The following is a 22,794-nucleotide window of genomic DNA, read 5'->3' on the forward strand; positions in this document are numbered from 1 at the left end:
AAAACCTTTCTGCTTCTCTAAAGCAGAAAGGTTTTTTTATTGTTTGAATGTGGAGGACATTCAAATAATAAAAGTAATGAGAACGGTGGACTACACGCATCAAAAATAAAAAATTGCGGAGTCGACCTAAAATCTTTATGAAATCTAGCTCCAGCGGCTAGAACAGTCGGTCGTTTCATCCCTTCCTATGAGGCAAAAAGCGCCTCTACGTCAGGGATTCAAACGCCCTCTTGTTCTAAACGAGCCGCTTGCGCTTTTTATTTAAAAAAGGGGTGATACACCATGATTCTATTAGAGAATGTAAAGAAAATATATAAAGCAAAAAGCGGTGATGTCACTGCTGTAGATAATGCCAATTTAAAAATAGATAAAGGTGAAATATTTGGTGTTATCGGATATAGTGGCGCTGGAAAAAGTTCTTTAATTAGATTGTTCAATCAGTTGGAGAAACCAACTTCTGGCCAAATTACAATTGCAAATCGTGTCATTTCAGCAATTACAGGAAGTGAACTTCGTAAGGCAAGGCAAGAAATCGGAATGATTTTTCAGCACTTCAACTTACTTTGGTCACGAACTGTACGTGAAAATATAGAGTTTCCACTTGAAATTGCAGGTGTTGATAAAGCGAAGAGAAGAAAACGTGTTGATGAATTAATTCATCTTGTTGGATTAGAAGGAAGAGGAGACGCGTACCCATCTCAGCTGAGCGGGGGACAAAAGCAACGCGTTGGGATCGCAAGAGCATTAGCTAACAACCCACAAGTACTTTTATGTGATGAAGCGACGTCAGCTCTTGATCCAGAAACGACAGATCAAATTTTAGATTTACTATTAGATATTAATAAGCGTCTCGGCTTAACAATTGTACTTATTACACATGAGATGCACGTAATTCGAAAGATTTGTAATCGTGTTGCGGTAATGGAGAAAGGAAAGATTGTAGAAACAGGTCCAGTACTTGATGTATTCCGTAATCCGAAGCAAGATATTACGAAACGATTTGTACAGCAGTTAACGGATTCTGAAGATACAAATGAAACGATTGAAAGTTTAATTGAAAAATATCCAGATGGAAAAGTAATTCGTTTGCAGTTTATCGGTGAGGCTGTAGAAAGACCAGTGCTTCAACGATTGATGCAACGCAGTGATATAGAAGTTAGCATTTTGCAAGGAAATATCGCACAAACGAATAACGGTTCTTACGGTAGTTTAGTTGTTCATTTAAATGGTGAGGAAACAGCGATCCAGCAAGCAATAGAAGGAATTCATCAAGATCAAGTAGAGCTGGAGGTGATTGCACATGGATAAGTTACTCACAAATGTTGATTGGAATCAAATGTTAGAAGCAACTGGTGAAACGTTATATATGACGGCAATCGCAGCTCTTGCGACATTTGTTTTAGGACTCATTTTAGGATTGTTACTCTTCATGACAGCAAAAGATAATTTATGGGAAAACAAATCAATTAATACGGTGATTGGAGCATTCGTAAATATATTCCGTTCTATACCATTCATCATTTTAATTATTTTATTAATCCCATTCACAAAGATTCTTCTTGGAACAATTCTTGGAGCAAGTGCAGCTTTGCCGGCTTTAATTATTGGAGCGGCACCATTCTACGCGAGAATGGTTGAAATCGCACTTCGCGAAATTGATAAAGGTGTAATTGAAGCTTCAAAAGCAATGGGAGCAAAAACAAGCACAATTATTTTGAAAGTGTTAATTCCAGAATCGTTACCAGCATTAGTATCTGGTATTACGGTTACGACAATTGCTTTAGTAGGCTATACAGCAATGGCAGGAGTTGTTGGTGCTGGTGGCCTTGGAACACTTGCTTACTTAGAAGGATTCCAAAGAGGGAATAACGATGTAACAATCGTTGCGACAATTTGTGTATTACTAGTTGTATTTTTAATTCAGTGGATTGGTGATAGTTTAACGACTCGAATAGATAAACGATAATAAAAAACGGGAGGATGTTTCAAATGAAAAAATTATTACTTACGGCACTTATTTCAACTTCAATTTTTGGATTAGCTGCTTGTGGCGGGAAAGATAAAGATGAAAAGAAACTTGTTGTTGGTGCTTCTAACGTACCGCACGCTGTTATTTTAGAAAAGGCAAAACCGTTACTTGAGAAAAAAGGAATTGAGTTAGAAATTAAAAAATTCCAAGATTACGTATTGCCAAATAAATCGTTAGCGGATAAGGAATTAGATGCAAACTACTTCCAGCATATTCCGTATTTAGAAAAAGAAATTAAAGATAAAAAGTATGACTTTGAAGTAGCAGGAAAAATTCATTTAGAACCAATTGGTGTGTACTCTCAAAAGTATAAGAGCTTAAAAGAGCTTCCGGACGGAGCGACAATTATTATGAGTAATTCAGTTGCTGACCATGGACGTGGTTTAGCAATTTTACAAAAAGAAGGTATTTTAAAAATTAAAGACGGAATAGATCCAGTTAAAGCAACTCCAAAAGATATTGCAGATAATCCGAAAAATTTAAAATTCAAAACGGATATCGAGCCTGGTTTATTGCCACAAGTGTATAACAATAAAGAAGGCGACGCTGTTTTAATTAACTCTAACTATGCAATTGATGCAAAGTTAAATCCGGAAAAAGATGCAATTGCAATTGAAGGAAATGATTCACCATACGCAAACATAGTAGCTGTTCGTAAAGGCGATAAAGATAAGAAAGAGATTAAAGCTCTTGTAGAAGTATTGCATTCTAAAGAAATTGAAGACTTCATTAATAAAGAATATAAAGGGGCGGTTGTTCCTGTAAAAGAATAATTGCTGAAAAGGGCTGGTGTATGCCGGCTCTTTTTATAACTATATAACTATTGGGGAGAAGGGGAAAGCATATGAAAAAGGTTCTACTGTCAATTGTTACAGCGTTGTCTGTATTTACATTAGCTGCTTGCGGAGGAAAAGAGGAGAATAAGCTTGTTGTGGGAGCTTCTAACGTGCCACACGCTGTTATTTTAGAAAAGGCACAGCCGATTTTAGAGAAAAAGGGTATTAAATTAGAAATTAAAAAATTCCAAGATTATGTGTTGCCGAATAAGGCTTTAGCGGATAAAGAAATTGATGCGAACTACTTCCAGCACATTCCTTACTTAGATAAAGAAATTCAAGAAAAGGGATATAAAATTGTAAACGCAGGAAAAATCCATTTAGAACCTATGGGCATTTATTCTAAGAAATATAAAAGCTTAAAAGACTTACCAGATGGCGGAACAGTGATTATGAGTAATAACGTAGCGGAGCGAGGCCGTATGTTAGCATTGTTACAAAAAGGTGGCGTTATTAAATTAAAAGACGGAGTAGATGTTGTTAAAGCAACAGTAAAAGATGTTGTAGAAAACCCGAAAAACTTCAAATTTAAAACAGATGTTGAACCTGGACTTTCACCGAAATTGTATGAAAATAATGAGGGAGATGCTTTATTTATTAATTCAAACTATGCAATTGATGCAAAATTAAATCCAACAAAGGATGCAATTGCGATTGAAGGATCAGACTCTCCGTATGCAAACATCATTGCAGTTCGTAAAGGTGATGAGAAGAAAAAAGAAATTAAAGAGCTAGTAGAAGTGCTACATTCAAAAGAAATTCAAGATTTTATTAATAAAGAATATAAAGGTGCTGTACTTCCGATAAGTGAATAAATATAAGGAAAGGGCTGGAAAATTACCAGTCCTTTTTTCTTTATATAAATAAGAAGAAAGGTGTATCATAGAAAGATGTGAAGGAAATACTTATATACATTTGTGAAAAAACGGTTACTTTTTTTCGGCGTTTGCGATATCATTTTATTTGATATAAAATTAAAATGAGAATATGAACGTTTTAGGAATTTTTAAAATGTATATATAGGATTAATGGAGGTATTGAGATGGCTGGTTCTACATTAACGGTTAAAGACTTACACGTATCAATTGATGGCAAAGAAATTTTAAAGGGTGTAAACCTTGAAGTAAAAGGTGGAGAAATCCACGCAATTATGGGACCTAACGGAACAGGTAAATCAACTTTATCTTCTGCAATTATGGGTCACCCAAAGTATGAAGTAACAGAAGGTAGCATCATCATCGACGGTGAAGATGTATTAGAAATGGAAGTAGACGAGCGCGCACAAGCGGGTCTATTCCTAGCAATGCAATATCCAAGTGAAATTAGCGGAGTAACAAACGCTGACTTCTTACGTTCTGCAATTAATGCACGTCGTGAAGAAGGCGATGAAATTTCTCTTATGAAATTTATCCGTACATTAGATAAAAACATGGAATTCCTAGAAATGGATCCAGAAATGGCACAACGTTACTTAAACGAAGGTTTCTCTGGTGGAGAGAAAAAACGTAACGAAATTCTTCAATTAATGATGATTGAGCCAAAAATCGCAATCTTAGATGAAATTGACTCAGGTCTTGATATCGATGCATTAAAAGTTGTATCTAAAGGTATTAACGAAATGCGCGGCGAAGAGTTCGGTTGCCTAATGATTACGCATTACCAACGTTTATTAAACTACATCACTCCAGACTTCGTTCACGTTATGATGAACGGTCGTATCGTTAAATCTGGTGGCCCTGAGCTTGCACAACGTCTAGAAGCTGAAGGTTACGACTGGATTAAAAAAGAATTAGGTATTGAAGACGAAACAACAGAGCAAGAAGCGTAAGAGAGGAGCATAAACATGACAATCGGTACATTACCTTTCGATCAAGAAACAATCCGTCAACGCGCAAGCGAAGTAAACGAAGCAGCTTGGTTGACTGAGTTCCGCTTACAAGCTCTTGCACAAGCAACTGAACTTCCAATGCCAACGCCTGATAAAACGAAAATTGACAAATGGGACTTTATCGGAAAAGGCGACGCTGCTAAGCAAGAGCCTGTAAGTTCTTTAACTGAACTTCCAGAAGCAGTGAAAAACTTAATCGATGAAAATAACAGCGTATTAGTACAACGCACTGGTACAACTGCGTTCGTTTCTTTAGCAGACGAAGCAAAAGAAAAAGGTGTTATTTTCACAGACATCGTAACAGCTGCAACTGAGCATGCTGAACTAGTACAAAAGTACTTAATGAAAGACGGCGTGAAAGTAGACGAGCATCGTCTAACTGCACTTCATGCTGCATTAATCAACGGCGGTGCATTCGTATATGTTCCGAAAAACGTTGTTCTTGAAACTCCACTTCAAGCTGTATTCTTAGTAGATGGCGAAGAAGCTAACGTATATAATCACGTACTATTCGTAGCTGATGCGAACAGTACTGCAACTTATGTAGAAAACTACGTTGCAAATGAAAATGCTAAAGGTATTGCAAATATCGTGGCAGAAGTAATCGTGGAACAAGGCGCACAAGTGAAATTCGGTGCGGTTGATCTATTAGCAAAAGACGTAACAACTTACGTTAACCGCCGCGGCGTTGTAGGACGCGACGGCCGTATTGATTGGGCTCTAGGCCTTATGAATGACGGAAACACAATTTCAGAGAACGTTACGAACTTAATGGGCGACGGTTCATATGCTGATACGAAAACAGTAACAATTGGCCGTGGTAACCAAACACAAAACTTTACAACTAAAGTTGTTCACTTCGGTAAACACTCTGAAGGTTGGATTTTAAAACACGGTGTACAAAAAGATAGTGCAACATCTATCTTTAACGGAATTGGTAAGATTGAACACGGTGCATCTAAATCAAATGCACAACAATCTTCTCGCGTTCTTATGTTAGATGAAAAAGCACGCGGTGATGCAAACCCAATTCTTTTAATCGACGAAGATGATGTAATGGCAGGTCACGCAGCTTCAGTAGGTCGCGTAGATCCAGTCCAACTATACTACTTGATGAGCCGTGGTATTCCAAAACGCGAAGCAGAACGTTTAGTCATCCATGGATTCTTAGCACCTGTAGTTAATGAGCTTCCAATTGAAGGAGTAAAGGCACAGCTTGTTGAGGTAATTGAAAGGAAAGTGCGCTAATGAATATTCATGAAATACGCAAACAGTTTCCAATTCTTGATCAAAAAGTGAACGGCAAACAACTTGTTTATTTCGATAGTGCAGCAACTTCTCAAAAACCAATTCAAGTCATTGAAACGTTAGAACGTTACTATAAAGAATATAATTCTAACGTGCATCGCGGTGTTCATACGCTCGGTACGAAAGCTACCGACGCGTATGAAGGTGCACGTGAGAAAGTTCGCAAGTTTATTAACGCGAAATCAATGGAAGAGATTATTTTCACACGCGGAACGACAACTGCATTAAATACAGTAGCAGCTAGCTATGGTCTTGAAAATGTAAAAGAGGGCGATGAAATCGTTATTTCTTACATGGAGCACCATAGTAATATCATTCCGTGGCAACAAGTTGCGAAGAAAACTGGTGCAACTTTAAAATATCTTCCGCTTCAACCAGACGGTACAATTTCTTTAGAAGATGTTCGTCAAACAGTTACACCGAATACAAAAATCGTTTCTATTATGCAAGTATCAAACGTACTTGGAACGATTAACCCTGTAAAAGAAATCGGAGCAATCGCACACGAAAATGGCGCAATTATGGTCGTTGATGGTGCACAAAGTACACCTCACATGAAAGTGGATGTACAAGATTTAAACTGTGATTTCTACGCATTATCTGCTCATAAGATGTGCGGACCTACAGGTATCGGCGTATTATATGGTAAAAAAGAATTGCTGAACAATATGGAGCCAATTGAATTTGGCGGTGAAATGATTGATTTCGTAGATTTACAAGAATCTACGTGGAAAGAGCTTCCGTGGAAGTTTGAAGCAGGTACACCGATTATCGGTAATGCAATCGGACTTGGTGCGGCAATTGATTTCCTAGAAGAAATCGGTCTTGATAATATTGAAAAGCATGAGCATGAATTAGCGCAATACGCTTTAGAAAGACTATCAGAAGTAGATGGCGTTACAATTTATGGTCCAAAGCATCGCGCTGGTCTTGTTACATTTAATATTGAAGACGTACATCCTCACGATGTAGCGACTGTATTAGATGTAGAAGGCATTGCAGTTCGCGCAGGACATCACTGTGCGCAACCACTTATGAAGTGGCTAAAAGCTTCTTCAACAGCACGTGCGAGCTTCTATTTATATAATACAAAAGAAGAAATTGATACATTTGTTGAATCGCTAATCAAGACAAAGGAGTATTTCACAAATGTCATTTAATAATTTAGATACGTTATATCGTCAAGTTATTATGGATCATTACAAAAATCCTCGTAACCATGGCGTGTTAGAAGATAGTGTTACCGTTAACTTGAACAATCCAACTTGCGGCGATCGTATTCAACTTACGATGAAAGTAGAAGAAGGTATTGTGCAAGAGGCGAAGTTTGAAGGTGAAGGATGTTCAATCTCAATGTCTTCAGCTTCAATGATGACACAAGCAGTAAAAGGTAAGAAAATTGAAGAAGCACTTCAGCTTTCGAAAATTTTCTCTGACATGATGCTAGGAAAAGAGTACGATGACAGCATCGATTTAGGAGATATTGAAGCATTACAAGGCGTATGCAAGTTCCCTGCACGTATTAAATGTGCAACATTAGCGTGGAAAGCGTTAGAAAAGGGCTTAAACGAAGATAAGTAATGTTAAAGGTTCCTAAAAACGAGGTTATCTAAGGAGGGACACACCAACATGGCGAAGCAACTGCCAGATATCGGCGATTATAAATATGGTTTCAAAGACAAAGACGTTTCGATTTTCCGTGCTGGACGCGGTTTAACAAAAGAGATCGTTGAAGAAATTTCACGTATGAAAGAAGAACCACAGTGGATGTTAGACTTCCGTTTAAAATCACTGGATAAGTTCTACGAAATGCCAATGCCACAATGGGGCGGCGACTTAAACGACTTAGATTTCGATGAAATTACGTACTACGTAAAACCATCTGAGAAATCTGAGAAGTCTTGGGATGAAGTACCTGATGAAATTAAAGCAACATTTGATAAATTAGGTATTCCAGAAGCTGAGCAAAAATATTTAGCTGGTGTATCTGCACAGTACGAATCTGAAGTTGTATACCACAACATGAAAGAAGACCTAGAAGCTCTAGGAATCGTCTTCAAAGATACAGATAGCGCATTAAAAGAGAACGAAGATATTTTCCGTGAGCATTTCGGAAAAGTAATCCCACCAACAGACAACAAATTCTCTGCATTAAACTCTGCAGTTTGGTCTGGTGGATCATTCATCTACGTTCCAAAAGGTGTTAAAGTTGATACACCACTTCAAGCGTATTTCCGTATTAACTCTGAAAATATGGGGCAATTCGAGCGTACGCTTATCATCGTAGACGAAGGCGCACACGTACACTACGTAGAAGGTTGTACAGCACCTGTTTACACGACTAACTCACTTCACAGTGCGGTAGTAGAAATCATCATTAAGAAAGATGCATATTGCCGTTATACAACAATCCAAAACTGGGCGAACAACGTATACAACCTAGTTACAAAACGTGCGGTTTGTGAAGAAAACGCAACGATGGAATGGATTGACGGTAACATTGGATCTAAATTAACGATGAAATACCCAGCAGTTATCTTAAAAGGCGAAGGCGCTCGTGGTTTAACATTATCTATCGCGATTGCTGGTAAAGGCCAACACCAAGATGCTGGTGCGAAAATGATTCACTTAGCACCAAACACGTCTTCAACAATCGTTTCTAAATCGATTGCGAAGCATGGTGGTAAAGTAACTTACCGTGGTATCGTACACTTCGGACCAAAAGCGAAAAACTCTCGCTCTAACATCGAGTGTGACACGTTAATCATGGATAACCAATCTACATCTGATACAATTCCTTACAACGAAATCAAAAACGATTACGTTTCACTTGAGCACGAAGCGAAAGTATCGAAAGTATCAGAAGAACAATTATTCTACCTAATGAGCCGCGGTATTTCTGAGCAAGAAGCTACAGAAATGATCGTAATGGGCTTCATCGAGCCATTCACTCGCGAACTTCCAATGGAATACGCAGTTGAAATGAACCGCCTAATCAAGTTTGAGATGGAAGGTTCTATAGGATAAAGAGATTATAAGTGTATCAACGGCTAATTGCAAATCGTTATTTTTATGATACCGATATGATACCAATTAGTCGTCGAATACGCTCATAGCTTTTTGTTTCCGTTCAATATACAAATGTCCATAAGTATCAGCGGTTTCTTTGATATTTTCGTGACGCATTAATTCTTTAACGAGATAAATATCTACGCCTTTATTTATAAGGTATGCTGCATAACTGTGACGTAATGAATGGATACGTAATTCTGGGAACACTTCCTTATACTTTTTATGATAGTGGTTATAGTGATATGGAGTAATGCCACCAAATACAAAATGATTTTCATCGAATCCGTATGTTTTTTCTGCGGATTCTTTTTTTATCCCACCTAACATTCCTACTAATAATTTGGGGATTGGAACAATCGCTTCACTTGCAGCTGTTTTTACCGATGTTAAAACTCTCTCATTTAGACCCCAAGATTTATTAACGTTAATTTGATGTTCAGCTAAATCAATATCAATCCACTTTAAAGCAAGCGCTTCTCCTACACGTAATCCTGTATAAAACATGAGAATCGTTAGCTCTTTATAGTAATGCATAGTAAATTCTTGTACGCGTTTATCAAAATCTTCTCTTTTAATAAAATCAATTCGTTTTTTGCCTCTAGGCATAGTTGGTACTTGCAATGTTGGATCATACCGAAGGTTATAGAATCTTTTAGCATGATTCATTAATACTTTGAAATTGCTATAGACGGTTCTTGCACTTTCAGGAGAACTTAATGAACTACTTAAATATTTTTGGAAATCTAGAACTTGTTGAGTATTAATATCTTTAACTTTAATGTGACCAAAACGTGGTTTGATATGTAGGTTATACTCATTAGTACGACGACGAATAGTCTTAGGTTTGTAAGTTTTAAAATTGATATTATGTTCAAATACTTCATCAAAGGTCACTTCATCTGTGAATGCATCTTTAATACTTGCAACAAATTCAGCTTCAGCTAGAATAGCATCTCCACGTTTTTTAAAACCTCTTTTTAATTTTTGTTTATTTCTACCGTACATATCTTTATATCTAACTTTAAAATACCAAGTTTTTCTCTCTTTATCTTTATAAACAGGCATTAAGGTTACTCCTTTTATATAGTTAAGAGCAGCAAACGTATATAGATTAGCTGCTCCTTCTGTATAATTCTCTTGCGCAAAAGAATTACAAATCTTGAGTAAATCTGATTGCTTTGCCTATTATCTTAGCTGGGTTATTTTCATCTATAATCATTGGATTGTGCGTTGGGTTATCTGGCATAAGCATAATAATATTCCCTTGTTTTTTAATTCTTTTTAAGGTGGCTTCTGTATCTCCGTTTACAAGAACCGCAGCTATTTCTCCAGATTCTACGTTCGGTTGTTCGCGAATCATTACATAAGCGCCATTAGGTATTGTCGGTTCCATTGAATTCCCTTTAGCTTTAAGATATAACAATTTTCCACTTGGAAGGTGGTCAGCTGCTTCGCAACGATATTCTTCGTAATTTTGTTCAGCTAGTATAGGAGAACCACAGGCAATAGCACCTAGTACTGGAATCTGAACACTTATTGAACATTCTCCATCATAATTTTGTTCTTCTTCGGTTAAATCTGATCGAGTAATTTTGAAATAATCTGCTAACATTTGAATTTTATCTGGTCTCGGATAAGTTTTTGCTTGCATCCAATTTGAAAAAGTAGTTTCTGGTATATTCAGTTCGTTTGCTAAATCTGTTTGAGAAATTCCATTCCGATTCAAATATTTTTTTAGGTTATTTGAAAAAATTATTTTTAAAGTATTAGCATCCATGTTCCTTTGTTCACCTCACTTTCTAATACTATAATACCGAAAATCGGTATCGTTGTAAATGGTAAAACTACTTTTAAAAGGAATTTCTTTGCCGTTTTACCGTTGGCAATTCGGTAAAACGGTAGTAAATTAAAATCAGAACTTGTCGAAAGGAGTTGAAAAAGATGTTTCAAATTACATTAGCCGCAGCGAGAGTTAATGCTGGGCTTAAGCAAGAACCGGCAGCTGAAAAGATTGGAGTTACTGCAAAAACACTTAGTAATTATGAACGTGGTATTACTGCTATTCCTGGTACTGTGTTAAAAAAAGCATCTTTAGTATACGGCATACCTTCAGATATGATTCGTTTGCCACAAGTAGACGATGGTATTTATGATGATGAATTTTTTTTGCAACGCAATACCGTTTAAAGGTAGTAGAGTCGGAGGTGTTTAAGAATGAACAAAAAACTTTTCTATAATTCAAAGGAAGTACAGTCAATGTTGGGGCTTGGCTGTATAAGAACCGCTCAAATAAGAATTAAAGTTATGAATGATGAACTAAAAGCAAAGGGATATTGGGTTGAGCGGGGGAAAGTGCCAGTTGCATTTTTTCATGAAAAATATCCATATGTTGAACAAAGGTGAGGTGAATTAAATGAAAAATGGCAAAAAACCAACCAAGAAGGAAAAAATACATTTTAAATCATACAATTTAAATCCTGATAATTGGTTGATATTTAAAAAGGTAAGTAATGAATTATATTTAGTACATCGTTATACAAATGCAACTAAAGTGATTCCAAATTTATAGGAGGTAACTAATATGGATGGATTAACTGTAGTAAATGAAAGAAAAAATAACTTGGTATTTGAAAGTAATGGGAAAATTGTAACTGACAGTTTGACGATTGCAAGTATGTTTGGAAAAGAACATAACAATGTATTGAAAGATGTCCGTAAACAAATCGATTATGCAGGTCAAGAATTCGGACAGGTAAATTTTCACCAGTCCACTTACATTAATACGCAAAACAAACGAATGCCCAAATACGATTTGACAGAAGAAGCTTTTACGTTGGTTGCAATGAGTTACAACACAAAAGAAGCTGTTCAAATGAAAATTAAGTTTATTGAAGAGTTTAAACGAATGAAACAACACATACAAAATCAGCAACAACTTCCTAAAGATCCGATGAGTATTCTGAAACTCACATTTGATGTTTTAGAAGGTCAAAAACAAGAAATTCAAGATATTAAATCAGATGTGAAGAATTTACGAGAAAACGCTCCTTTATATGCTATCGAATGTGATGAAGTATCAAAGGTAGTAAGAAAGTTAGGTGTTCTTCTATTAGGTGGTAAGGAATCTAATGCTTATCGGGATGTTAGCCTTAGAAAAAAAGTGTATAGCGATATTTATAGTCAATTACATAGAGAGTTTGGAATTAGTAGTTATAAAGCTATTAAACGTCATCATTTAGATAGAGCGATTCAAATCATTAATGAAGAATATTCACTTCCAATTATTTTAGAAGAAGAAATTACAGCTACAAATGCACAAATAAATATGGCGGAAGTTCAGTAGGAGGAGCAATCATGAAACAACAAATTTTAGTAATTGTTACGAGTTTATCCAGTACACCAAATGTTTTTGGATACAAAACAAAGGATGCCGCAAAAGAAGGAGTCCAAAAGTTGATTAAAAAAGGAACGAGTCCTAATTCAATTATTGTAGCTCAAGAACTACCTATGAACATCGATATTCAAGTGGATGTTGAATTTTAATAAGAAAGGTTTAGGTGAGCAAAGTAATGGAAGTCATGATTGATTTAAATACATTTGCTGATGGAGCACTTGCTGAAAGATTTCATCAAGAGTTTGAGCGTGTAATGGAAAATATGGCGGATTTAAATACTGATCCTAAAAAAGCAAGAAAGATTGTTTTAACACTTTCGTTTGCTGGTGATAAAAAGCGTGATGTATGGAATTGTCAGGTTCAAGCCACTTCGAAACTAGCACCAACAGAAGCGGTAGAGTCTAAGATTCTATTAGATATGGACCAAAACGGAAATTTAGTTGGTCAAGAGTTAGCTTCCGGAATCCAGGGACAGTTTTATATGGATCTACAGGGTGATGTGAAAACAGATGTTGGACAACCTGTAGAAGAAGTAGAAGAAAAAGAACAAAATCAGGCTGCTGATAAACAAACAGTAGTAATCGATTATATGAAAAGTAAATCTAATTAAGAAAAGGGGAAATAAAAATGACTATGACAAGAGAAGCAATTGAAAAGGTATTAGAGATTGGAACGATTGAAACACATAAAATCGGGGAACAAACTTATTCAACACAACGATTACATCTTGTGCAAGAACCGACACCAGCAGAGATTATTGTCCGTAGTTTATCTGGTTTAGTAGGTTACGTGAAATCAGAATTTGACACAACTGAACCTGTAATGATTCATATTGTAAATCCAACAACGGTAAGTTGCTTTACTGCGGTTAATGGAGATAAGGCTAGAAGTACTTATATCGAAGCACAAGCATCTATTCCACGTTTTAATTTTGGAAGTTTTTATGACAGAGAAGAATTTAATATTGCATTGCAATCAGGTTTTGTACAAAACAATCATCGTGACATCGTTTTACAGGTAGTTGGTACCGTTGTAGAAGAAGATGTAAAGGAAATTGGAGATGACGGTGTATCACAAGCTGTAACTGTGAAAACAGGGGTTGCTAGTAGAGGGAATGCAAAAGTGCCAAATCCAGTTCAATTAAGCCCATATAGAACGTTTGTTGAAGTAGAACAACCAGAAAGTAAGTTTGTACTCAGGATGCGTGAAGGTGCTCGTTGTGGTTTGTTTGAAGCTGACGGTGGGGCTTGGAAATTAGAAGCAATGAATAACATTAAAGAGTACTTAAACAAAGCATTATCGCAAGAAGTGGAATCTAAAAAGGTGTTTATTTTAGCCTAATGGACATTATAACGGTAGAAAGCACAACGAATGTCTGTATCTTTGGATTAGGGATTGCCATACTTGCGTATGGAGTTTATAAAGGCGGTACTTTCATTGAACGAAAGTTTGATGAAAGTGATCGTTTAGAAAGGGAGCGTTTAAACAATGGGAACCGAAAACAGAGTACTTCCAGAACATTTGATGATGGCATCAGAATTAGAAAAAGAGCGTAAGGAATGTATACAGAACCGACAACTTTTATATAAACAAATGGAGCAAGCCAATAGAAACGGCGACAAAATTGCTTATGTTGAACTTCATGATTTATATCAAAAGCAAAATAGCAGAGATTTAGAAATTTCAAAGGAGTTATCAGCTATGTACTTCAAGAAAATAAAAAATGATTCTTCTAAAGAAAGAAAAAAGGTTTTAGAAGTAGCAGATCGTTTGGAAGAAGTGGGAGGAAGAAAAGAAGTTGTCGATAGTATTCGACGGAATTCATAAAAAAGAACCCGCTGCAACGGGTCCTATTAGAAAAAATATTACTTGATAAGTATAACATTAAATATAGTTCTTGAGAATTTATGAGGTGGCTTTTATGGGGATTATCCGAGTGAAAAAAGACAGCAATTATTCTGTCATAAATAATACCGGTTTAAAAGATGAAAGGTTGTCTTGGAAGGCAAAAGGGATTTTAGCTTATGCACTTACATTACCTGATAATTGGACTTTTCATATAAGTGAGTTATCACAACACGCTAAGGACGGGGAAGACTCGTTACGTTCAGGGTTTAAAGAGTTAAAAGCGCTAGGATATATAAAGCGTTACCCTGTTCGTGATGAAAAGAGCAAGAAGATAACAAATTGGGAAACTGAAATTTATGAAACACCAGATATGGGGAAGCCACATGAGGAAGAGCTACTTATGGAAATTCCACATGTGGAAAAGCCACTTGTGGGAAACCTACATGTGGAAAATCCGACACTACTAAATACTAATATACTAAGTACTAATAAATTAAATACTAATATACAAAATACTAATTATTATCATGATGATAAGAAAGAAACGAAATCACATGTATTAGTCGATGAAGAATTTAAAGTCAGTTATAACTTTTTAAAAGGTGAAGGAATTCCGTTAAGTGAAATTGCTATTACGGAATTAGGAGAGTTTTGTGATTCGTTTAGTAGCGAATTAATTAAACATGCTGCTCACAAAGCTATTGATGAAAATAAGCCAAAATGGAATTACATTAAGGCCATTTTGAAAAGCTGGGAAAAGCAAAAAGTAAAAACATTAGATGATGTTGCTGCATTAGATAGACGCTTTGAAATGAGTAAGAACAAGCGATTGAATGGTTCGGGACCAGGTCGTTCAAATAGAAAAGAAATTGTTCCAGATTGGTTACGTGAAGATGTTGAGCCAACTAAAAAAGAAATTGAAAAGCAAAACTCGCAATCTATTGATGAAGAGCGTGAGAGATTGCAAGAAGTGCTAAACAAATATAAATCATAGGAGCGATTTACATGTTAAATCTATTTGAAGATGTAATTGGAGAAGAGTGTTATAAATGCGAAAATCCTTTTCCTGAGTCTGATATGAGTAAAATATATATTTTTGGTTTGGAAAGGACTTTATGCAAGCAGTGTAGAGAGCAGCTTGAACAGAAAGTAAAAGTGTTAGATTTTCGTGTCATTCATGACGTACTAAAGGAATTAATAATAGGATTCGGCCGTGAGAAAGTCCGTCAATTTGATTTAGTAACTGCAAAAAGGTACGTGATTGACAACGAAGTAGGTCTAACAATTGAAAAACGTGGTGGCAGGTTCAATCAAGAACCTTTAGGAGAATTTGTTTCCTTATCTACCGAAGAGTTAATTGTAGTCATCGAATTTTTAATGAGAAAAATGAATCCTAATTTATGGATGAATGCTGTGATAGGGAACGTTTTAGAGCAACAAATGATTATTACACTTTCACCGATAGAAGGTGAGCGAAATGACTGAACAAATCACAATAGATCATGATTTTATTTATGAGCCACTTATAGATACATACATGGTGGATATTGTTACAGAATCAGGATTTAAATTAGAATTTTGTGAAGCTGAAACGAAAGAAGAAGCGGCGTTAAAAATTCGTGAAAAATATCGTAAGAATTATAGTTTTAAGATTCGTAGTATTGAAGTTTCGAATAGATCGTTAAAAGAAATTCAAGAACTTAATTAACAATTGAATAGGAGGAGATACTCATGCGGAATCCATATGATTATTATATAACTCCAGAAGAATATGAGGCGGCTGCAAAGAATGGAATTAGTAATGAATTACTGACACGTAGGATTAGAAATTTGGGATGGGACAAAGAAATTGCAATGACAAAACCATCAAGATATAACGCAAATAGATGGAAAAACATTAAAGAAATAGCTTTGAAAAATGGTATCTCTCATTCAACTTATACAGCAAGAATAAAAAAAGGTTGGAGATTGATTGATGCAATCAGTAAGCCACCTATAGATAAGTATCAAGCATTAAAATTGGCGGAACAAGCCAATTCAAAATGTAAAAATAAAGTGTTAACTGATGGACAAGCGGAACAAGCTGAATTAAATGGTATTAGTTATAGTACGGCACGTGACAGAGTTAAACGTTTGAAGTGGACTGTAGAAGAAGCCATAACAACTCCAGTGTTAACACGATCAGAATGTGGAAAGAAGGCAAAAGAAGCTTCACCTTGGTCAAAGTTGGTTATACCAGCAAGAGAAGAAATAATGAAGCGTAGAAAGCTAACTTATATAGCAAATTAGTTTGAATTCATAAATCTTGAATTAAGGAGAAATAGGAAATGAATTTACAAATTGATGAAAAGAAAGTAACTGCTGGTCAATGGGTTGTATGCGAATCGAAAGATAACAAAGTTATTACACAAGTGAAACGATTGATTAAGGATACATTTAATAACAAAGTGGAGTTATGGGGAACGTGGGGATGTGAAGGAGAAATACATGGTGATTGGGGATACAATCATGCGAATAAATGTAGATATGCAACAGTAGAAGAAATCAATGCAGAAAGTGTAAGACGTGTATTTGCACAAAAGGGACGCAAGCCAAATGAGTATCGTTCTGGTGATATTGTAACAGATGACGTGTACTCATCTCGTGTTTTACACGTAATGGATGATAGAGCAACAGTAGAAGTTATGAATTTGCATCAAACGTATGAAGTAGCAACAGGAAATTTAGAAATTCTATTTTTCGCTGAAGATATGGCTGGATAAAGTAAGTGAATAAAAGGAGTGATGCTATGTTCTCGTTATTTGTAGGAATTATAGTGTTTATCATGGTGTTGTCATTCTTGTGGATTATAGCAGGTAAATTAGGAGTTTTTGAGTGTATTGGAAACGTAGTATTAAAAATTAAAAACATGTTCAAGGAGGAAAAATAAAATGAATACAAAGAAAATCGTAGGTGCGGCATTAGTAGGATTCAGTCTTTTAACAGGTGGAATTTTAACTGCAATGAGCGTAAAGGTGATTGACCAGGGACATGCAGGTGTTGTTTATAACAGAAGTACAGGAATTGAAAAGGAGACCTTAGGACAAGGATGGCACTTAGTTTCACCATTTAAACGTGTAACAGCTTATCCTATTTCAACAGAAACGGTTAAAGTGGATAAATTCAGCGTACAAACCAAAGATGGTAAGCCTCTAACAGTGAGTCTATCTTATGATTACATGAATGATGCAGAGAAACTTCCTAAGATTTATAACAAGTTCAAAGGACAAGCTCCAGATGTAATTGAAAATGGTTGGTTACAAACTCGACTTAAGAAAGCTACATTAAACGTTTTCTCTAACTATTCAGTTCTTGAGGTATTTCAACATCAAGGGGAGATTAACGGATCAATAGAAAAAGAGTTTAGAAAAATGGTAGACACTACTGGATTCTTAGTAGATTCCGTTACGTTAGAAGCACCTAAACCAGATGCAAATACAGCGAAAGCAATTCAAGGAGTAGTAGACGCTCAACAAAACCTTGAAAAAGCTGAGATTGAGAAAAAGCAAGCTACAATCAATGCAGAGAAAGCCATTGAGGAAGCAAGAGGGAAAGCTGAAGCGAATGAGATTATTAAGAAGTCTTTAACTCCAGAAATTGTAGAAATTAAAAAAATTGAAAAATGGGATGGTAAGTTACCGCAAGTAAGTGGAGAAGCTAATCCGATGATTCAAGTTAAATAGATTATGTTCTCAGGACTTTCTGAAATGAGAGAGTCCTGGAGTGTTATTAAATTTGAATTTTATAAGCAAAGGAGAATGCAAAGTGCAGAAATGCAATTATGTTGGTTGTAAAAGTGATGCCACAACTAAGGGATTTGTATTAGCAAGAGATTCACAAGGTAGAAAGCACCTTCCTACAGATGTGTTTGCATGCGATAAACATAAAAAATCTAAAAGTTTCTTTGAATATAAAGTTACAAAGGCATAATTAACAAAATAGTATTTGAGAAAGGAGTTGTTATTATGGCTTACAGTGGGGATCATGGAGCTGCGTTTGAGAATCTAATTAATTTTTCGAATGATATGTACAAGAGAAAGAACATAGCATTAATTACAAAACGTGCTACACCTGTAGTTGTTACAAAGTTATTTAAAGATGGAAGAATAAAAGAAGGATATTTCGAAAAAAAGTCAACCGTTGATTATGACGGAATATATAAAGGGCGAATGATAGCATTTGAAGCAAAAGCGACAACAAATAAGACAAGCTTTGCTTTACAAAATATATCACCACATCAAATTGAGTATCTAGAACAAGCTGAAAAGTTGGGGGTGATTTGTTTCTTCTTAATTGAATTTAGTATAGAGCATTCCATTTTCTTAGTTCCGTTTGAATTAATAAAAGAATATGTTCATGCTGCGAAATTAGGTGGACGGAAATCAATACCACGAGCAGTATTTAATGATAAGGCTTATCTTGTAAAACCAACTGATAGGGCGTTAGTAGATTACTTGTACTATGTAGATAAGTTAGAGTGGGTAGCGATATGAATAAAAAAGAAGCCCGTATTGCAATTTTAGATTTACAAGAGAAACATTGCACAGGTTGTGATTATAGATGTAGTAGAGATGTAGCGCATTGTTGGACAGAATGTGCTACAGGAATAAGAATAAATAAATTAGGCGTTTTGTTAGGTGGTCGTATTGGTACGGACCAGAAGAAAACAAGAACAGTGAACGAATGGAATGCATTTTGTAAGAAGGCAGTAACCATGAGTGATAAAGGAATGACATATGTGGGGATTGCAAAGAAATTGGGTGTGACTACAGCAAATTTACATACTCAAATGAAAAAACGAGGATTGAAATAATTAATTTCACATACTGTAATTGTGATATCAAAATAAAAGACACGTTTCAACAAAGAAACGACCGTCAGAACCGTAGTAATTTGGAGTTATTTTTCTTTCTGAATACAAATTAGGTGTACAAGTGTTAAAACGTCTTAGAAAGGGAAATAAACGTGTTTTATGAGATTTGTTGTTTTTTAATAGAAAGTAGGTGAATCATCATTTGTTTAACTGGCTAAAGGTATATCAAGAATTAGAACAAGAAGTTGCTTATCTAGATTACAACTTAGATAAAACAAAAGCTGAATTAAAACGCTGGGTCAGTGGTGATTTGCAAGATGTACGTTTAACTGCTGAATCAGAAGGTGCAAAGGTAGAAGAACGTATTGAAGCAATTGAATACGAATTAGCACATAAGATGAATGACATGTATAAACTGAAAGAATTAATTAATACCTTTAAAGGGTTGGAACATAAAATTGCATATCTAAAATATGTGGAAGGCATGACATTAGAAAAGATTGCTGAGGAGCTTAACTACAGTTCACAGTACATTTACAACAAACATGCTGCCATGAGAGAAAAGATTGAGTACTCAAATAGAACTTAACATTTACTTAAGGTAAGTAATCATTATACAAACCCTTGAAAAAATGAATTATAGTAATAACATAAGATTTTGACGAAAGGATAATGGATGTTGTTCATTCTTTTTCTGTGTAGATAGAAAAAAGTTTTAGTGGGAATGGACTATTTGAGCCATAGTAGAAGGGCCTATATAAAAATGGCCCTTTTTACTATGTTGTAACTGTTGTCGTAGCGCTTGGTGTAAATTGTACAATTTCCAAAACAATAGGTGTTCCTGTTATTAAATCATCTGCACCAACTGGAACAGTAATGGCTAATGAACCAACGCCTGTTGCACCTGGGGTATACACTGAAATATCTCCCATTTGTAAAACACCATTTACAAACACGTTAACATAACTATTATCAGTAGGTAGAACGGGCAAAGCAGTAACAGCAGATCCATCATCTTGGAAAAAGTCTGCAGCATCAATAGTTAATGTATTTCCTGCTGTAGTGGGAGCTGCAGCAACATAGAAAAAACGTAAACTTTCAGGATCAATATTGGTAGAAGTAGAAGCTGTAATAGCGAGTTTCATAAGTTGTAATGCCATGAAAAAATCCTCCTTTTCTTTAATATGGCTGTCCTATTGTAGTATATGTGAGAGGTGGAATTGTGTTCCTACGGATAAATGCTAATGAATTGTAATGTAATAGGTGCATGTAAGGAAGGTGGCTCTTCTGATAATAAGATTAATTTTCCAGGTTCAACAGTATATGTTGAGAGAGGCTGGATAACGCCATTAATAAATAAATTGAAATAAGATACTTCAGAAGGAGCGAGAATATTGGAACTTTTATATTCAGTCAAACCATCTGCATTGGTATATACGAATTGATCTTGTTTAGCAAGAGTGTGATACATGGTGTTTTGGACAGATTTATAAGGTGAAAAAAGAATCGCCAAGGGGCGTTTAGGACTGCAGTTTGGCAGTTTACTTTTATAGTGCATAAAGAGGTCTCCTTTTAGTTGAGATATTATATTGTATGAAAAAATGAGGTAGACATGTATGGGTGGGAGCTTATTTTGATGAGAGGATGTTACTGTAGTATGTCGAAAGGGAAGCTGAAATACAATTTTCTTTTGTTGTATAAAAGAGAAAAATTTGGATAGAAAAGTTTCTAAAAGAGGAAAATGGATATGTAGTAGGAATGAAGAATGCAAGAATATGTAAGTGTGGTGGGTTATTCTAGATGAAAGGTATTCTGTGCATTCTTCAACCTTTTGAATAAAAATAGGAGGAAGAAGAACGAATATCATTTGGTATACGATACACGAGTGGGTATAAGCACATGCAGTGCACCAATTTGATGGTAGGTTCTTCCTCTATTTGTATTATGGACTTTGAATTGGTTTTTAATACCAATAAAAATGAATCAATAAAAAAAGGCGAATGAAATCGCTTCTTCTTTACATGGATACCAGGAAATGCAATAGAGCGTGTTCATATACTATATTATAACTGTGGTTATGTAAAAAACGAGTACGTGTGCCAGCGTACCCATTTTTTTGAATTTACAGTCACTATTACCGTTATGTGTGTGAGTCATGAACAAATAATAGTTCGAAAAGTAAGGGTTCAAGATAATATATGTAAATGAGTTGGGAATGGAACTAAAGGACAAAATAAATATGGTTTTTACAACCAAAAAATATCGATAGTCTTATCATATGACGTTAATTACACGTTTATTTTTTCTTTATTTACCAAAAAAATAGAACTTTTTAAAGGGATAAGCATATATTAAAGTGTAGGACGACACCTATTGATGGTGCTTTTTCTAGAAACCTTCCTTTCGATATAGATTATGTAAGAGCGGCCATTCTTTGGTAGCTCTCTTTTTCTTTAACTTAAATAGATCCATGCTCATTTTGGATGGAGTATGGAAAATAAAAGAACAGCCAAATTATGTTGTGATACATAATCTGGCTGTTCAGTGTGTGAATAGATAGTGAAAAACATAAATACCTTCGTAGGGGGAAGGATTATGTTTGATTGTAATTTTATACTAGCATGGATTTGTTAATAAGGTCATCTAAGAAATGGCATGTAATAAAGGTAAAATAAAGTTGGATGAAGAGCGACTGTATGATGATAAAGAGGAACTTTATGAATTGAGATACAAGCACGCTCGTCATCCACCTAAATGGAAAAGCTGAAGGGGAACATATGTATTTGATGCCATAGGGTGTTGTAAGAATGAGATATGAAAAAGAGAGTATCTTTACATATGTTCTTTATTCGTACTCTTAGTATAGGAAGTGATTAGGGTTTTTATACCAATTGAGTATACGAGTTAAAGCATCCATTCGAGTGCTTTATTTTGGATAAGGAGTGAGAACAAATGAAACTAACTAAACAGGAACAGGCGGTTGCGATTGGTACATTCATTTCACTGTTAGGGCAAGAGCTTGTAAATGAGCGTATTGATAAACGACAACTAGAGAGTGTAATTCCCATTTTTAATGAATTGGAAGATAACACAACACCAAAGCAAAGAAGAGAAGCGATGGTTAGCTTGTTAGATAAAACTATGGATGAACTTCTGAAGGAATAATAAAAAAAGCACAGTTACCGTATCAATTGTGGATGATAAGTAACTGTGCAAATAGAGAAACAGAAAGGTTTGATATAACTTGTATGTGATATCAAATATGATTAAGAGATTATTATTATAACATGAGGAATATACAATGGGATTGATAAAAATGTCCTTGACAAGGACAAAATGAGAGAAGATACCCCAGTATGGATGGAAGTCTATTTCCTGTTAGGAAACCTAAATATGTAAAGAATGGAAAAGGAATAAAGAACGACTGTATAATTGTAACAAAAGAAAATATGGTTTAGTTTTAATGTGAATTACATAGTACGTTCCTTATCCTTCATGGAGTGACTGAAAGGATGAAGCACATACATATTCATACATTTCAAAGATATAGAATAGCTAATTGGGGTC

33 protein-coding genes are annotated in these 22,794 nt (G+C 35.4%); 29 read left to right on the forward strand and 4 right to left on the reverse strand.

Going from position 1 to position 22,794, the window contains the following annotated elements; genetic code table 11:
* The first annotated feature begins 282 nt into the window (after positions 1–282).
* The 9 genes from MHH55_RS23585 (at position 283) to sufB (ending at position 9,088) form a co-directional block, all read left to right on the forward strand.
* Complete coding sequence (locus tag MHH55_RS23585) at positions 283–1,308, forward strand: methionine ABC transporter ATP-binding protein (protein ID WP_000601754.1); 1,026 nt, start codon at positions 283–285, stop codon at positions 1,306–1,308.
* Positions 1,301–1,966, forward strand: a complete 666-nt coding sequence (locus MHH55_RS23590) for a methionine ABC transporter permease (protein ID WP_000359557.1) — start codon at positions 1,301–1,303, stop codon at positions 1,964–1,966. The genes MHH55_RS23585 and MHH55_RS23590 overlap by 8 nt, the downstream gene beginning before the upstream one ends.
* Before the next feature lie 23 nt (positions 1,967–1,989).
* Complete coding sequence (gene metQ, locus MHH55_RS23595; protein ID WP_063537946.1) at positions 1,990–2,802, forward strand: methionine ABC transporter substrate-binding lipoprotein MetQ; 813 nt, start codon at positions 1,990–1,992, stop codon at positions 2,800–2,802.
* Positions 2,803–2,873: 71 nt separating this feature from the next.
* Positions 2,874–3,680, forward strand: a complete 807-nt coding sequence (metQ, locus tag MHH55_RS23600; protein WP_078186727.1) for a methionine ABC transporter substrate-binding lipoprotein MetQ — start codon at positions 2,874–2,876, stop codon at positions 3,678–3,680.
* 227 nt (positions 3,681–3,907) lie between these two features.
* A complete protein-coding gene (gene sufC, locus MHH55_RS23605) occupies positions 3,908–4,693 on the forward strand; it encodes a Fe-S cluster assembly ATPase SufC (protein ID WP_000929160.1) in 786 nt (261 codons plus the stop codon).
* A gap of 15 nt (positions 4,694–4,708) precedes the next feature.
* A complete protein-coding gene (gene sufD, locus MHH55_RS23610) occupies positions 4,709–6,001 on the forward strand; it encodes a Fe-S cluster assembly protein SufD (protein WP_000152167.1) in 1,293 nt (430 codons plus the stop codon).
* On the forward strand, positions 6,001–7,221 hold the full coding sequence (gene sufS, locus MHH55_RS23615) for a cysteine desulfurase SufS (RefSeq protein ID WP_001020767.1): 1,221 nt from the start codon (positions 6,001–6,003) through the stop codon (positions 7,219–7,221). The genes sufD and sufS overlap by 1 nt, the downstream gene beginning before the upstream one ends.
* Positions 7,211–7,642, forward strand: coding sequence for a Fe-S cluster assembly sulfur transfer protein SufU (sufU, locus tag MHH55_RS23620; protein WP_000009523.1), 432 nt, complete (start codon positions 7,211–7,213; stop codon positions 7,640–7,642). Before sufS ends, sufU begins: the two co-directional genes overlap by 11 nt.
* Positions 7,643–7,690: 48 nt before the next feature.
* Complete coding sequence (gene sufB / locus MHH55_RS23625; RefSeq protein ID WP_001118827.1) at positions 7,691–9,088, forward strand: Fe-S cluster assembly protein SufB; 1,398 nt, start codon at positions 7,691–7,693, stop codon at positions 9,086–9,088.
* 66 nt (positions 9,089–9,154) lie between these two features.
* Here the strand turns inward: sufB and MHH55_RS23630 are convergent, their stop codons facing one another.
* Positions 9,155–10,198: a site-specific integrase gene (locus MHH55_RS23630; protein ID WP_078186728.1), complete on the reverse strand. Its 1,044-nt coding sequence runs from the start codon at positions 10,196–10,198 to the stop codon at positions 9,155–9,157.
* A gap of 85 nt (positions 10,199–10,283) precedes the next feature.
* A complete protein-coding gene (locus MHH55_RS23635) occupies positions 10,284–10,910 on the reverse strand; it encodes a LexA family protein (RefSeq protein WP_065485672.1) in 627 nt (208 codons plus the stop codon).
* Between the two features lie 164 nt (positions 10,911–11,074).
* Between MHH55_RS23635 and MHH55_RS23640 the strand changes: the two genes are divergently transcribed.
* The 19 genes from MHH55_RS23640 (at position 11,075) to MHH55_RS23730 (ending at position 19,816) form a co-directional block, all read left to right on the forward strand.
* Positions 11,075–11,320 carry a helix-turn-helix domain-containing protein gene (locus MHH55_RS23640; protein WP_078187457.1) on the forward strand — a complete coding sequence of 82 codons (246 nt, stop codon included), beginning with the start codon at positions 11,075–11,077 and terminating at the stop codon, positions 11,318–11,320.
* A gap of 27 nt (positions 11,321–11,347) precedes the next feature.
* Positions 11,348–11,536, forward strand: coding sequence for a hypothetical protein (locus MHH55_RS23645; RefSeq protein ID WP_016099149.1), 189 nt, complete (start codon positions 11,348–11,350; stop codon positions 11,534–11,536).
* A 10-nt stretch (positions 11,537–11,546) separates the two neighbouring features.
* Entirely contained in the window at positions 11,547–11,702 is a 156-nt protein-coding gene (locus MHH55_RS23650; RefSeq protein WP_176116647.1) for a DUF6906 family protein, read from the forward strand.
* Between the two features lie 12 nt (positions 11,703–11,714).
* Entirely contained in the window at positions 11,715–12,476 is a 762-nt protein-coding gene (locus tag MHH55_RS23655; RefSeq protein WP_078187456.1) for a Rha family transcriptional regulator, read from the forward strand.
* An 11-nt stretch (positions 12,477–12,487) separates the two neighbouring features.
* Positions 12,488–12,676 (forward strand): hypothetical protein, encoded by a 189-nt coding sequence (locus MHH55_RS23660; protein ID WP_078187455.1) that lies wholly within the window; start codon positions 12,488–12,490, stop codon positions 12,674–12,676.
* Between the two features lie 26 nt (positions 12,677–12,702).
* Positions 12,703–13,137, forward strand: coding sequence for a hypothetical protein (locus tag MHH55_RS23665; protein ID WP_016109399.1), 435 nt, complete (start codon positions 12,703–12,705; stop codon positions 13,135–13,137).
* A 17-nt stretch (positions 13,138–13,154) separates the two neighbouring features.
* Positions 13,155–13,868, forward strand: coding sequence for a hypothetical protein (locus MHH55_RS23670; protein ID WP_078187454.1), 714 nt, complete (start codon positions 13,155–13,157; stop codon positions 13,866–13,868).
* Entirely contained in the window at positions 13,868–14,083 is a 216-nt protein-coding gene (locus tag MHH55_RS23675; RefSeq protein ID WP_014894867.1) for a hypothetical protein, read from the forward strand. Before MHH55_RS23670 ends, MHH55_RS23675 begins: the two co-directional genes overlap by 1 nt.
* Positions 14,055–14,354, forward strand: a complete 300-nt coding sequence (locus MHH55_RS23680) for a hypothetical protein (protein ID WP_232305876.1) — start codon at positions 14,055–14,057, stop codon at positions 14,352–14,354. The genes MHH55_RS23675 and MHH55_RS23680 overlap by 29 nt, the downstream gene beginning before the upstream one ends.
* Positions 14,355–14,448: 94 nt before the next feature.
* Positions 14,449–15,369 (forward strand): DnaD domain protein, encoded by a 921-nt coding sequence (locus MHH55_RS23685; RefSeq protein ID WP_078187453.1) that lies wholly within the window; start codon positions 14,449–14,451, stop codon positions 15,367–15,369.
* 11 nt (positions 15,370–15,380) lie between these two features.
* Positions 15,381–15,860, forward strand: a complete 480-nt coding sequence (locus tag MHH55_RS23690) for a hypothetical protein (RefSeq protein WP_078187452.1) — start codon at positions 15,381–15,383, stop codon at positions 15,858–15,860.
* Positions 15,853–16,083, forward strand: coding sequence for a hypothetical protein (locus MHH55_RS23695; protein ID WP_000139235.1), 231 nt, complete (start codon positions 15,853–15,855; stop codon positions 16,081–16,083). Before MHH55_RS23690 ends, MHH55_RS23695 begins: the two co-directional genes overlap by 8 nt.
* A 23-nt stretch (positions 16,084–16,106) precedes the next feature.
* Positions 16,107–16,664: a hypothetical protein gene (locus tag MHH55_RS23700; RefSeq protein WP_078187451.1), complete on the forward strand. Its 558-nt coding sequence runs from the start codon at positions 16,107–16,109 to the stop codon at positions 16,662–16,664.
* A gap of 38 nt (positions 16,665–16,702) precedes the next feature.
* Complete coding sequence (locus MHH55_RS23705; RefSeq protein ID WP_078187450.1) at positions 16,703–17,137, forward strand: hypothetical protein; 435 nt, start codon at positions 16,703–16,705, stop codon at positions 17,135–17,137.
* A 168-nt stretch (positions 17,138–17,305) separates the two neighbouring features.
* Positions 17,306–18,097: a prohibitin family protein gene (locus MHH55_RS23710; protein WP_078187449.1), complete on the forward strand. Its 792-nt coding sequence runs from the start codon at positions 17,306–17,308 to the stop codon at positions 18,095–18,097.
* Positions 18,098–18,179: 82 nt separating this feature from the next.
* Positions 18,180–18,344 carry a hypothetical protein gene (locus MHH55_RS23715; RefSeq protein WP_001168009.1) on the forward strand — a complete coding sequence of 55 codons (165 nt, stop codon included), beginning with the start codon at positions 18,180–18,182 and terminating at the stop codon, positions 18,342–18,344.
* A gap of 35 nt (positions 18,345–18,379) precedes the next feature.
* Positions 18,380–18,907 carry a Holliday junction resolvase RecU gene (locus tag MHH55_RS23720; protein WP_000331717.1) on the forward strand — a complete coding sequence of 176 codons (528 nt, stop codon included), beginning with the start codon at positions 18,380–18,382 and terminating at the stop codon, positions 18,905–18,907.
* The gene (locus tag MHH55_RS23725) at positions 18,904–19,227 is read left to right on the forward strand and encodes a hypothetical protein (protein WP_078187448.1); all 324 of its coding nucleotides are present in this window, start codon (positions 18,904–18,906) and stop codon (positions 19,225–19,227) included. The genes MHH55_RS23720 and MHH55_RS23725 overlap by 4 nt, the downstream gene beginning before the upstream one ends.
* A 202-nt stretch (positions 19,228–19,429) precedes the next feature.
* Positions 19,430–19,816: a hypothetical protein gene (locus tag MHH55_RS23730; RefSeq protein WP_078187447.1), complete on the forward strand. Its 387-nt coding sequence runs from the start codon at positions 19,430–19,432 to the stop codon at positions 19,814–19,816.
* 187 nt (positions 19,817–20,003) lie between these two features.
* Here MHH55_RS23730 and MHH55_RS23735 read toward each other — a convergent pair whose 3' ends face one another.
* On the reverse strand, positions 20,004–20,387 hold the full coding sequence (locus MHH55_RS23735; protein ID WP_072192506.1) for a DUF4183 domain-containing protein: 384 nt from the start codon (positions 20,385–20,387) through the stop codon (positions 20,004–20,006).
* A gap of 68 nt (positions 20,388–20,455) precedes the next feature.
* Positions 20,456–20,785, reverse strand: a complete 330-nt coding sequence (locus MHH55_RS23740; protein ID WP_072192505.1) for a DUF4183 domain-containing protein — start codon at positions 20,783–20,785, stop codon at positions 20,456–20,458.
* 1,394 nt (positions 20,786–22,179) lie between these two features.
* Here MHH55_RS23740 and MHH55_RS23745 point away from each other — a divergent pair.
* A complete protein-coding gene (locus MHH55_RS23745; protein WP_078187446.1) occupies positions 22,180–22,392 on the forward strand; it encodes a hypothetical protein in 213 nt (70 codons plus the stop codon).
* The last annotated feature ends 402 nt before the right edge of the window (positions 22,393–22,794 follow it).

Origin of the sequence: Bacillus sp. FSL K6-2944 (assembly GCF_038005385.1) — a bacterium.
Classification (GTDB): Bacteria; Bacillota; Bacilli; order Bacillales; family Bacillaceae_G; genus Bacillus_A; species Bacillus_A cereus.

Excerpts from the sequence above, each read along its gene's own strand:
- MHH55_RS23745 (WP_078187446.1), top strand. The coding sequence starts at position 22,180 with ATGAAACTAACTAAACAGGAACAGGCGGTTGCGATTGGTACATTCATT.
- MHH55_RS23635 (WP_065485672.1), bottom strand. The coding sequence starts at position 10,910 with ATGGATGCTAATACTTTAAAAATAATTTTTTCAAATAACCTAAAAAAA.
- MHH55_RS23740 (WP_072192505.1), bottom strand. The coding sequence starts at position 20,785 with ATGCACTATAAAAGTAAACTGCCAAACTGCAGTCCTAAACGCCCCTTG.
- MHH55_RS23660 (WP_078187455.1), top strand. The coding sequence starts at position 12,488 with ATGAAACAACAAATTTTAGTAATTGTTACGAGTTTATCCAGTACACCA.
- metQ (WP_063537946.1), top strand. The coding sequence starts at position 1,990 with ATGAAAAAATTATTACTTACGGCACTTATTTCAACTTCAATTTTTGGA.
- metQ (WP_078186727.1), top strand. The coding sequence starts at position 2,874 with ATGAAAAAGGTTCTACTGTCAATTGTTACAGCGTTGTCTGTATTTACA.
- MHH55_RS23680 (WP_232305876.1), top strand. The coding sequence starts at position 14,055 with ATGGCATCAGAATTAGAAAAAGAGCGTAAGGAATGTATACAGAACCGA.
- sufB (WP_001118827.1), top strand. The coding sequence starts at position 7,691 with ATGGCGAAGCAACTGCCAGATATCGGCGATTATAAATATGGTTTCAAA.
- MHH55_RS23645 (WP_016099149.1), top strand. The coding sequence starts at position 11,348 with ATGAACAAAAAACTTTTCTATAATTCAAAGGAAGTACAGTCAATGTTG.
- MHH55_RS23650 (WP_176116647.1), top strand. The coding sequence starts at position 11,547 with ATGAAAAATGGCAAAAAACCAACCAAGAAGGAAAAAATACATTTTAAA.
- sufD (WP_000152167.1), top strand. The coding sequence starts at position 4,709 with ATGACAATCGGTACATTACCTTTCGATCAAGAAACAATCCGTCAACGC.
- MHH55_RS23655 (WP_078187456.1), top strand. The coding sequence starts at position 11,715 with ATGGATGGATTAACTGTAGTAAATGAAAGAAAAAATAACTTGGTATTT.
- MHH55_RS23585 (WP_000601754.1), top strand. The coding sequence starts at position 283 with ATGATTCTATTAGAGAATGTAAAGAAAATATATAAAGCAAAAAGCGGT.
- MHH55_RS23725 (WP_078187448.1), top strand. The coding sequence starts at position 18,904 with ATGAATAAAAAAGAAGCCCGTATTGCAATTTTAGATTTACAAGAGAAA.
- MHH55_RS23640 (WP_078187457.1), top strand. The coding sequence starts at position 11,075 with ATGTTTCAAATTACATTAGCCGCAGCGAGAGTTAATGCTGGGCTTAAG.
- sufS (WP_001020767.1), top strand. The coding sequence starts at position 6,001 with ATGAATATTCATGAAATACGCAAACAGTTTCCAATTCTTGATCAAAAA.
- MHH55_RS23700 (WP_078187451.1), top strand. The coding sequence starts at position 16,107 with ATGCGGAATCCATATGATTATTATATAACTCCAGAAGAATATGAGGCG.
- MHH55_RS23670 (WP_078187454.1), top strand. The coding sequence starts at position 13,155 with ATGACTATGACAAGAGAAGCAATTGAAAAGGTATTAGAGATTGGAACG.
- MHH55_RS23675 (WP_014894867.1), top strand. The coding sequence starts at position 13,868 with ATGGACATTATAACGGTAGAAAGCACAACGAATGTCTGTATCTTTGGA.
- MHH55_RS23710 (WP_078187449.1), top strand. The coding sequence starts at position 17,306 with ATGAATACAAAGAAAATCGTAGGTGCGGCATTAGTAGGATTCAGTCTT.
- sufC (WP_000929160.1), top strand. The coding sequence starts at position 3,908 with ATGGCTGGTTCTACATTAACGGTTAAAGACTTACACGTATCAATTGAT.
- MHH55_RS23705 (WP_078187450.1), top strand. The coding sequence starts at position 16,703 with ATGAATTTACAAATTGATGAAAAGAAAGTAACTGCTGGTCAATGGGTT.
- sufU (WP_000009523.1), top strand. The coding sequence starts at position 7,211 with ATGTCATTTAATAATTTAGATACGTTATATCGTCAAGTTATTATGGAT.
- MHH55_RS23685 (WP_078187453.1), top strand. The coding sequence starts at position 14,449 with ATGGGGATTATCCGAGTGAAAAAAGACAGCAATTATTCTGTCATAAAT.
- MHH55_RS23735 (WP_072192506.1), bottom strand. The coding sequence starts at position 20,387 with ATGGCATTACAACTTATGAAACTCGCTATTACAGCTTCTACTTCTACC.
- MHH55_RS23630 (WP_078186728.1), bottom strand. The coding sequence starts at position 10,198 with ATGCCTGTTTATAAAGATAAAGAGAGAAAAACTTGGTATTTTAAAGTT.
- MHH55_RS23695 (WP_000139235.1), top strand. The coding sequence starts at position 15,853 with ATGACTGAACAAATCACAATAGATCATGATTTTATTTATGAGCCACTT.
- MHH55_RS23690 (WP_078187452.1), top strand. The coding sequence starts at position 15,381 with ATGTTAAATCTATTTGAAGATGTAATTGGAGAAGAGTGTTATAAATGC.
- MHH55_RS23720 (WP_000331717.1), top strand. The coding sequence starts at position 18,380 with ATGGCTTACAGTGGGGATCATGGAGCTGCGTTTGAGAATCTAATTAAT.
- MHH55_RS23590 (WP_000359557.1), top strand. The coding sequence starts at position 1,301 with ATGGATAAGTTACTCACAAATGTTGATTGGAATCAAATGTTAGAAGCA.
- MHH55_RS23665 (WP_016109399.1), top strand. The coding sequence starts at position 12,703 with ATGGAAGTCATGATTGATTTAAATACATTTGCTGATGGAGCACTTGCT.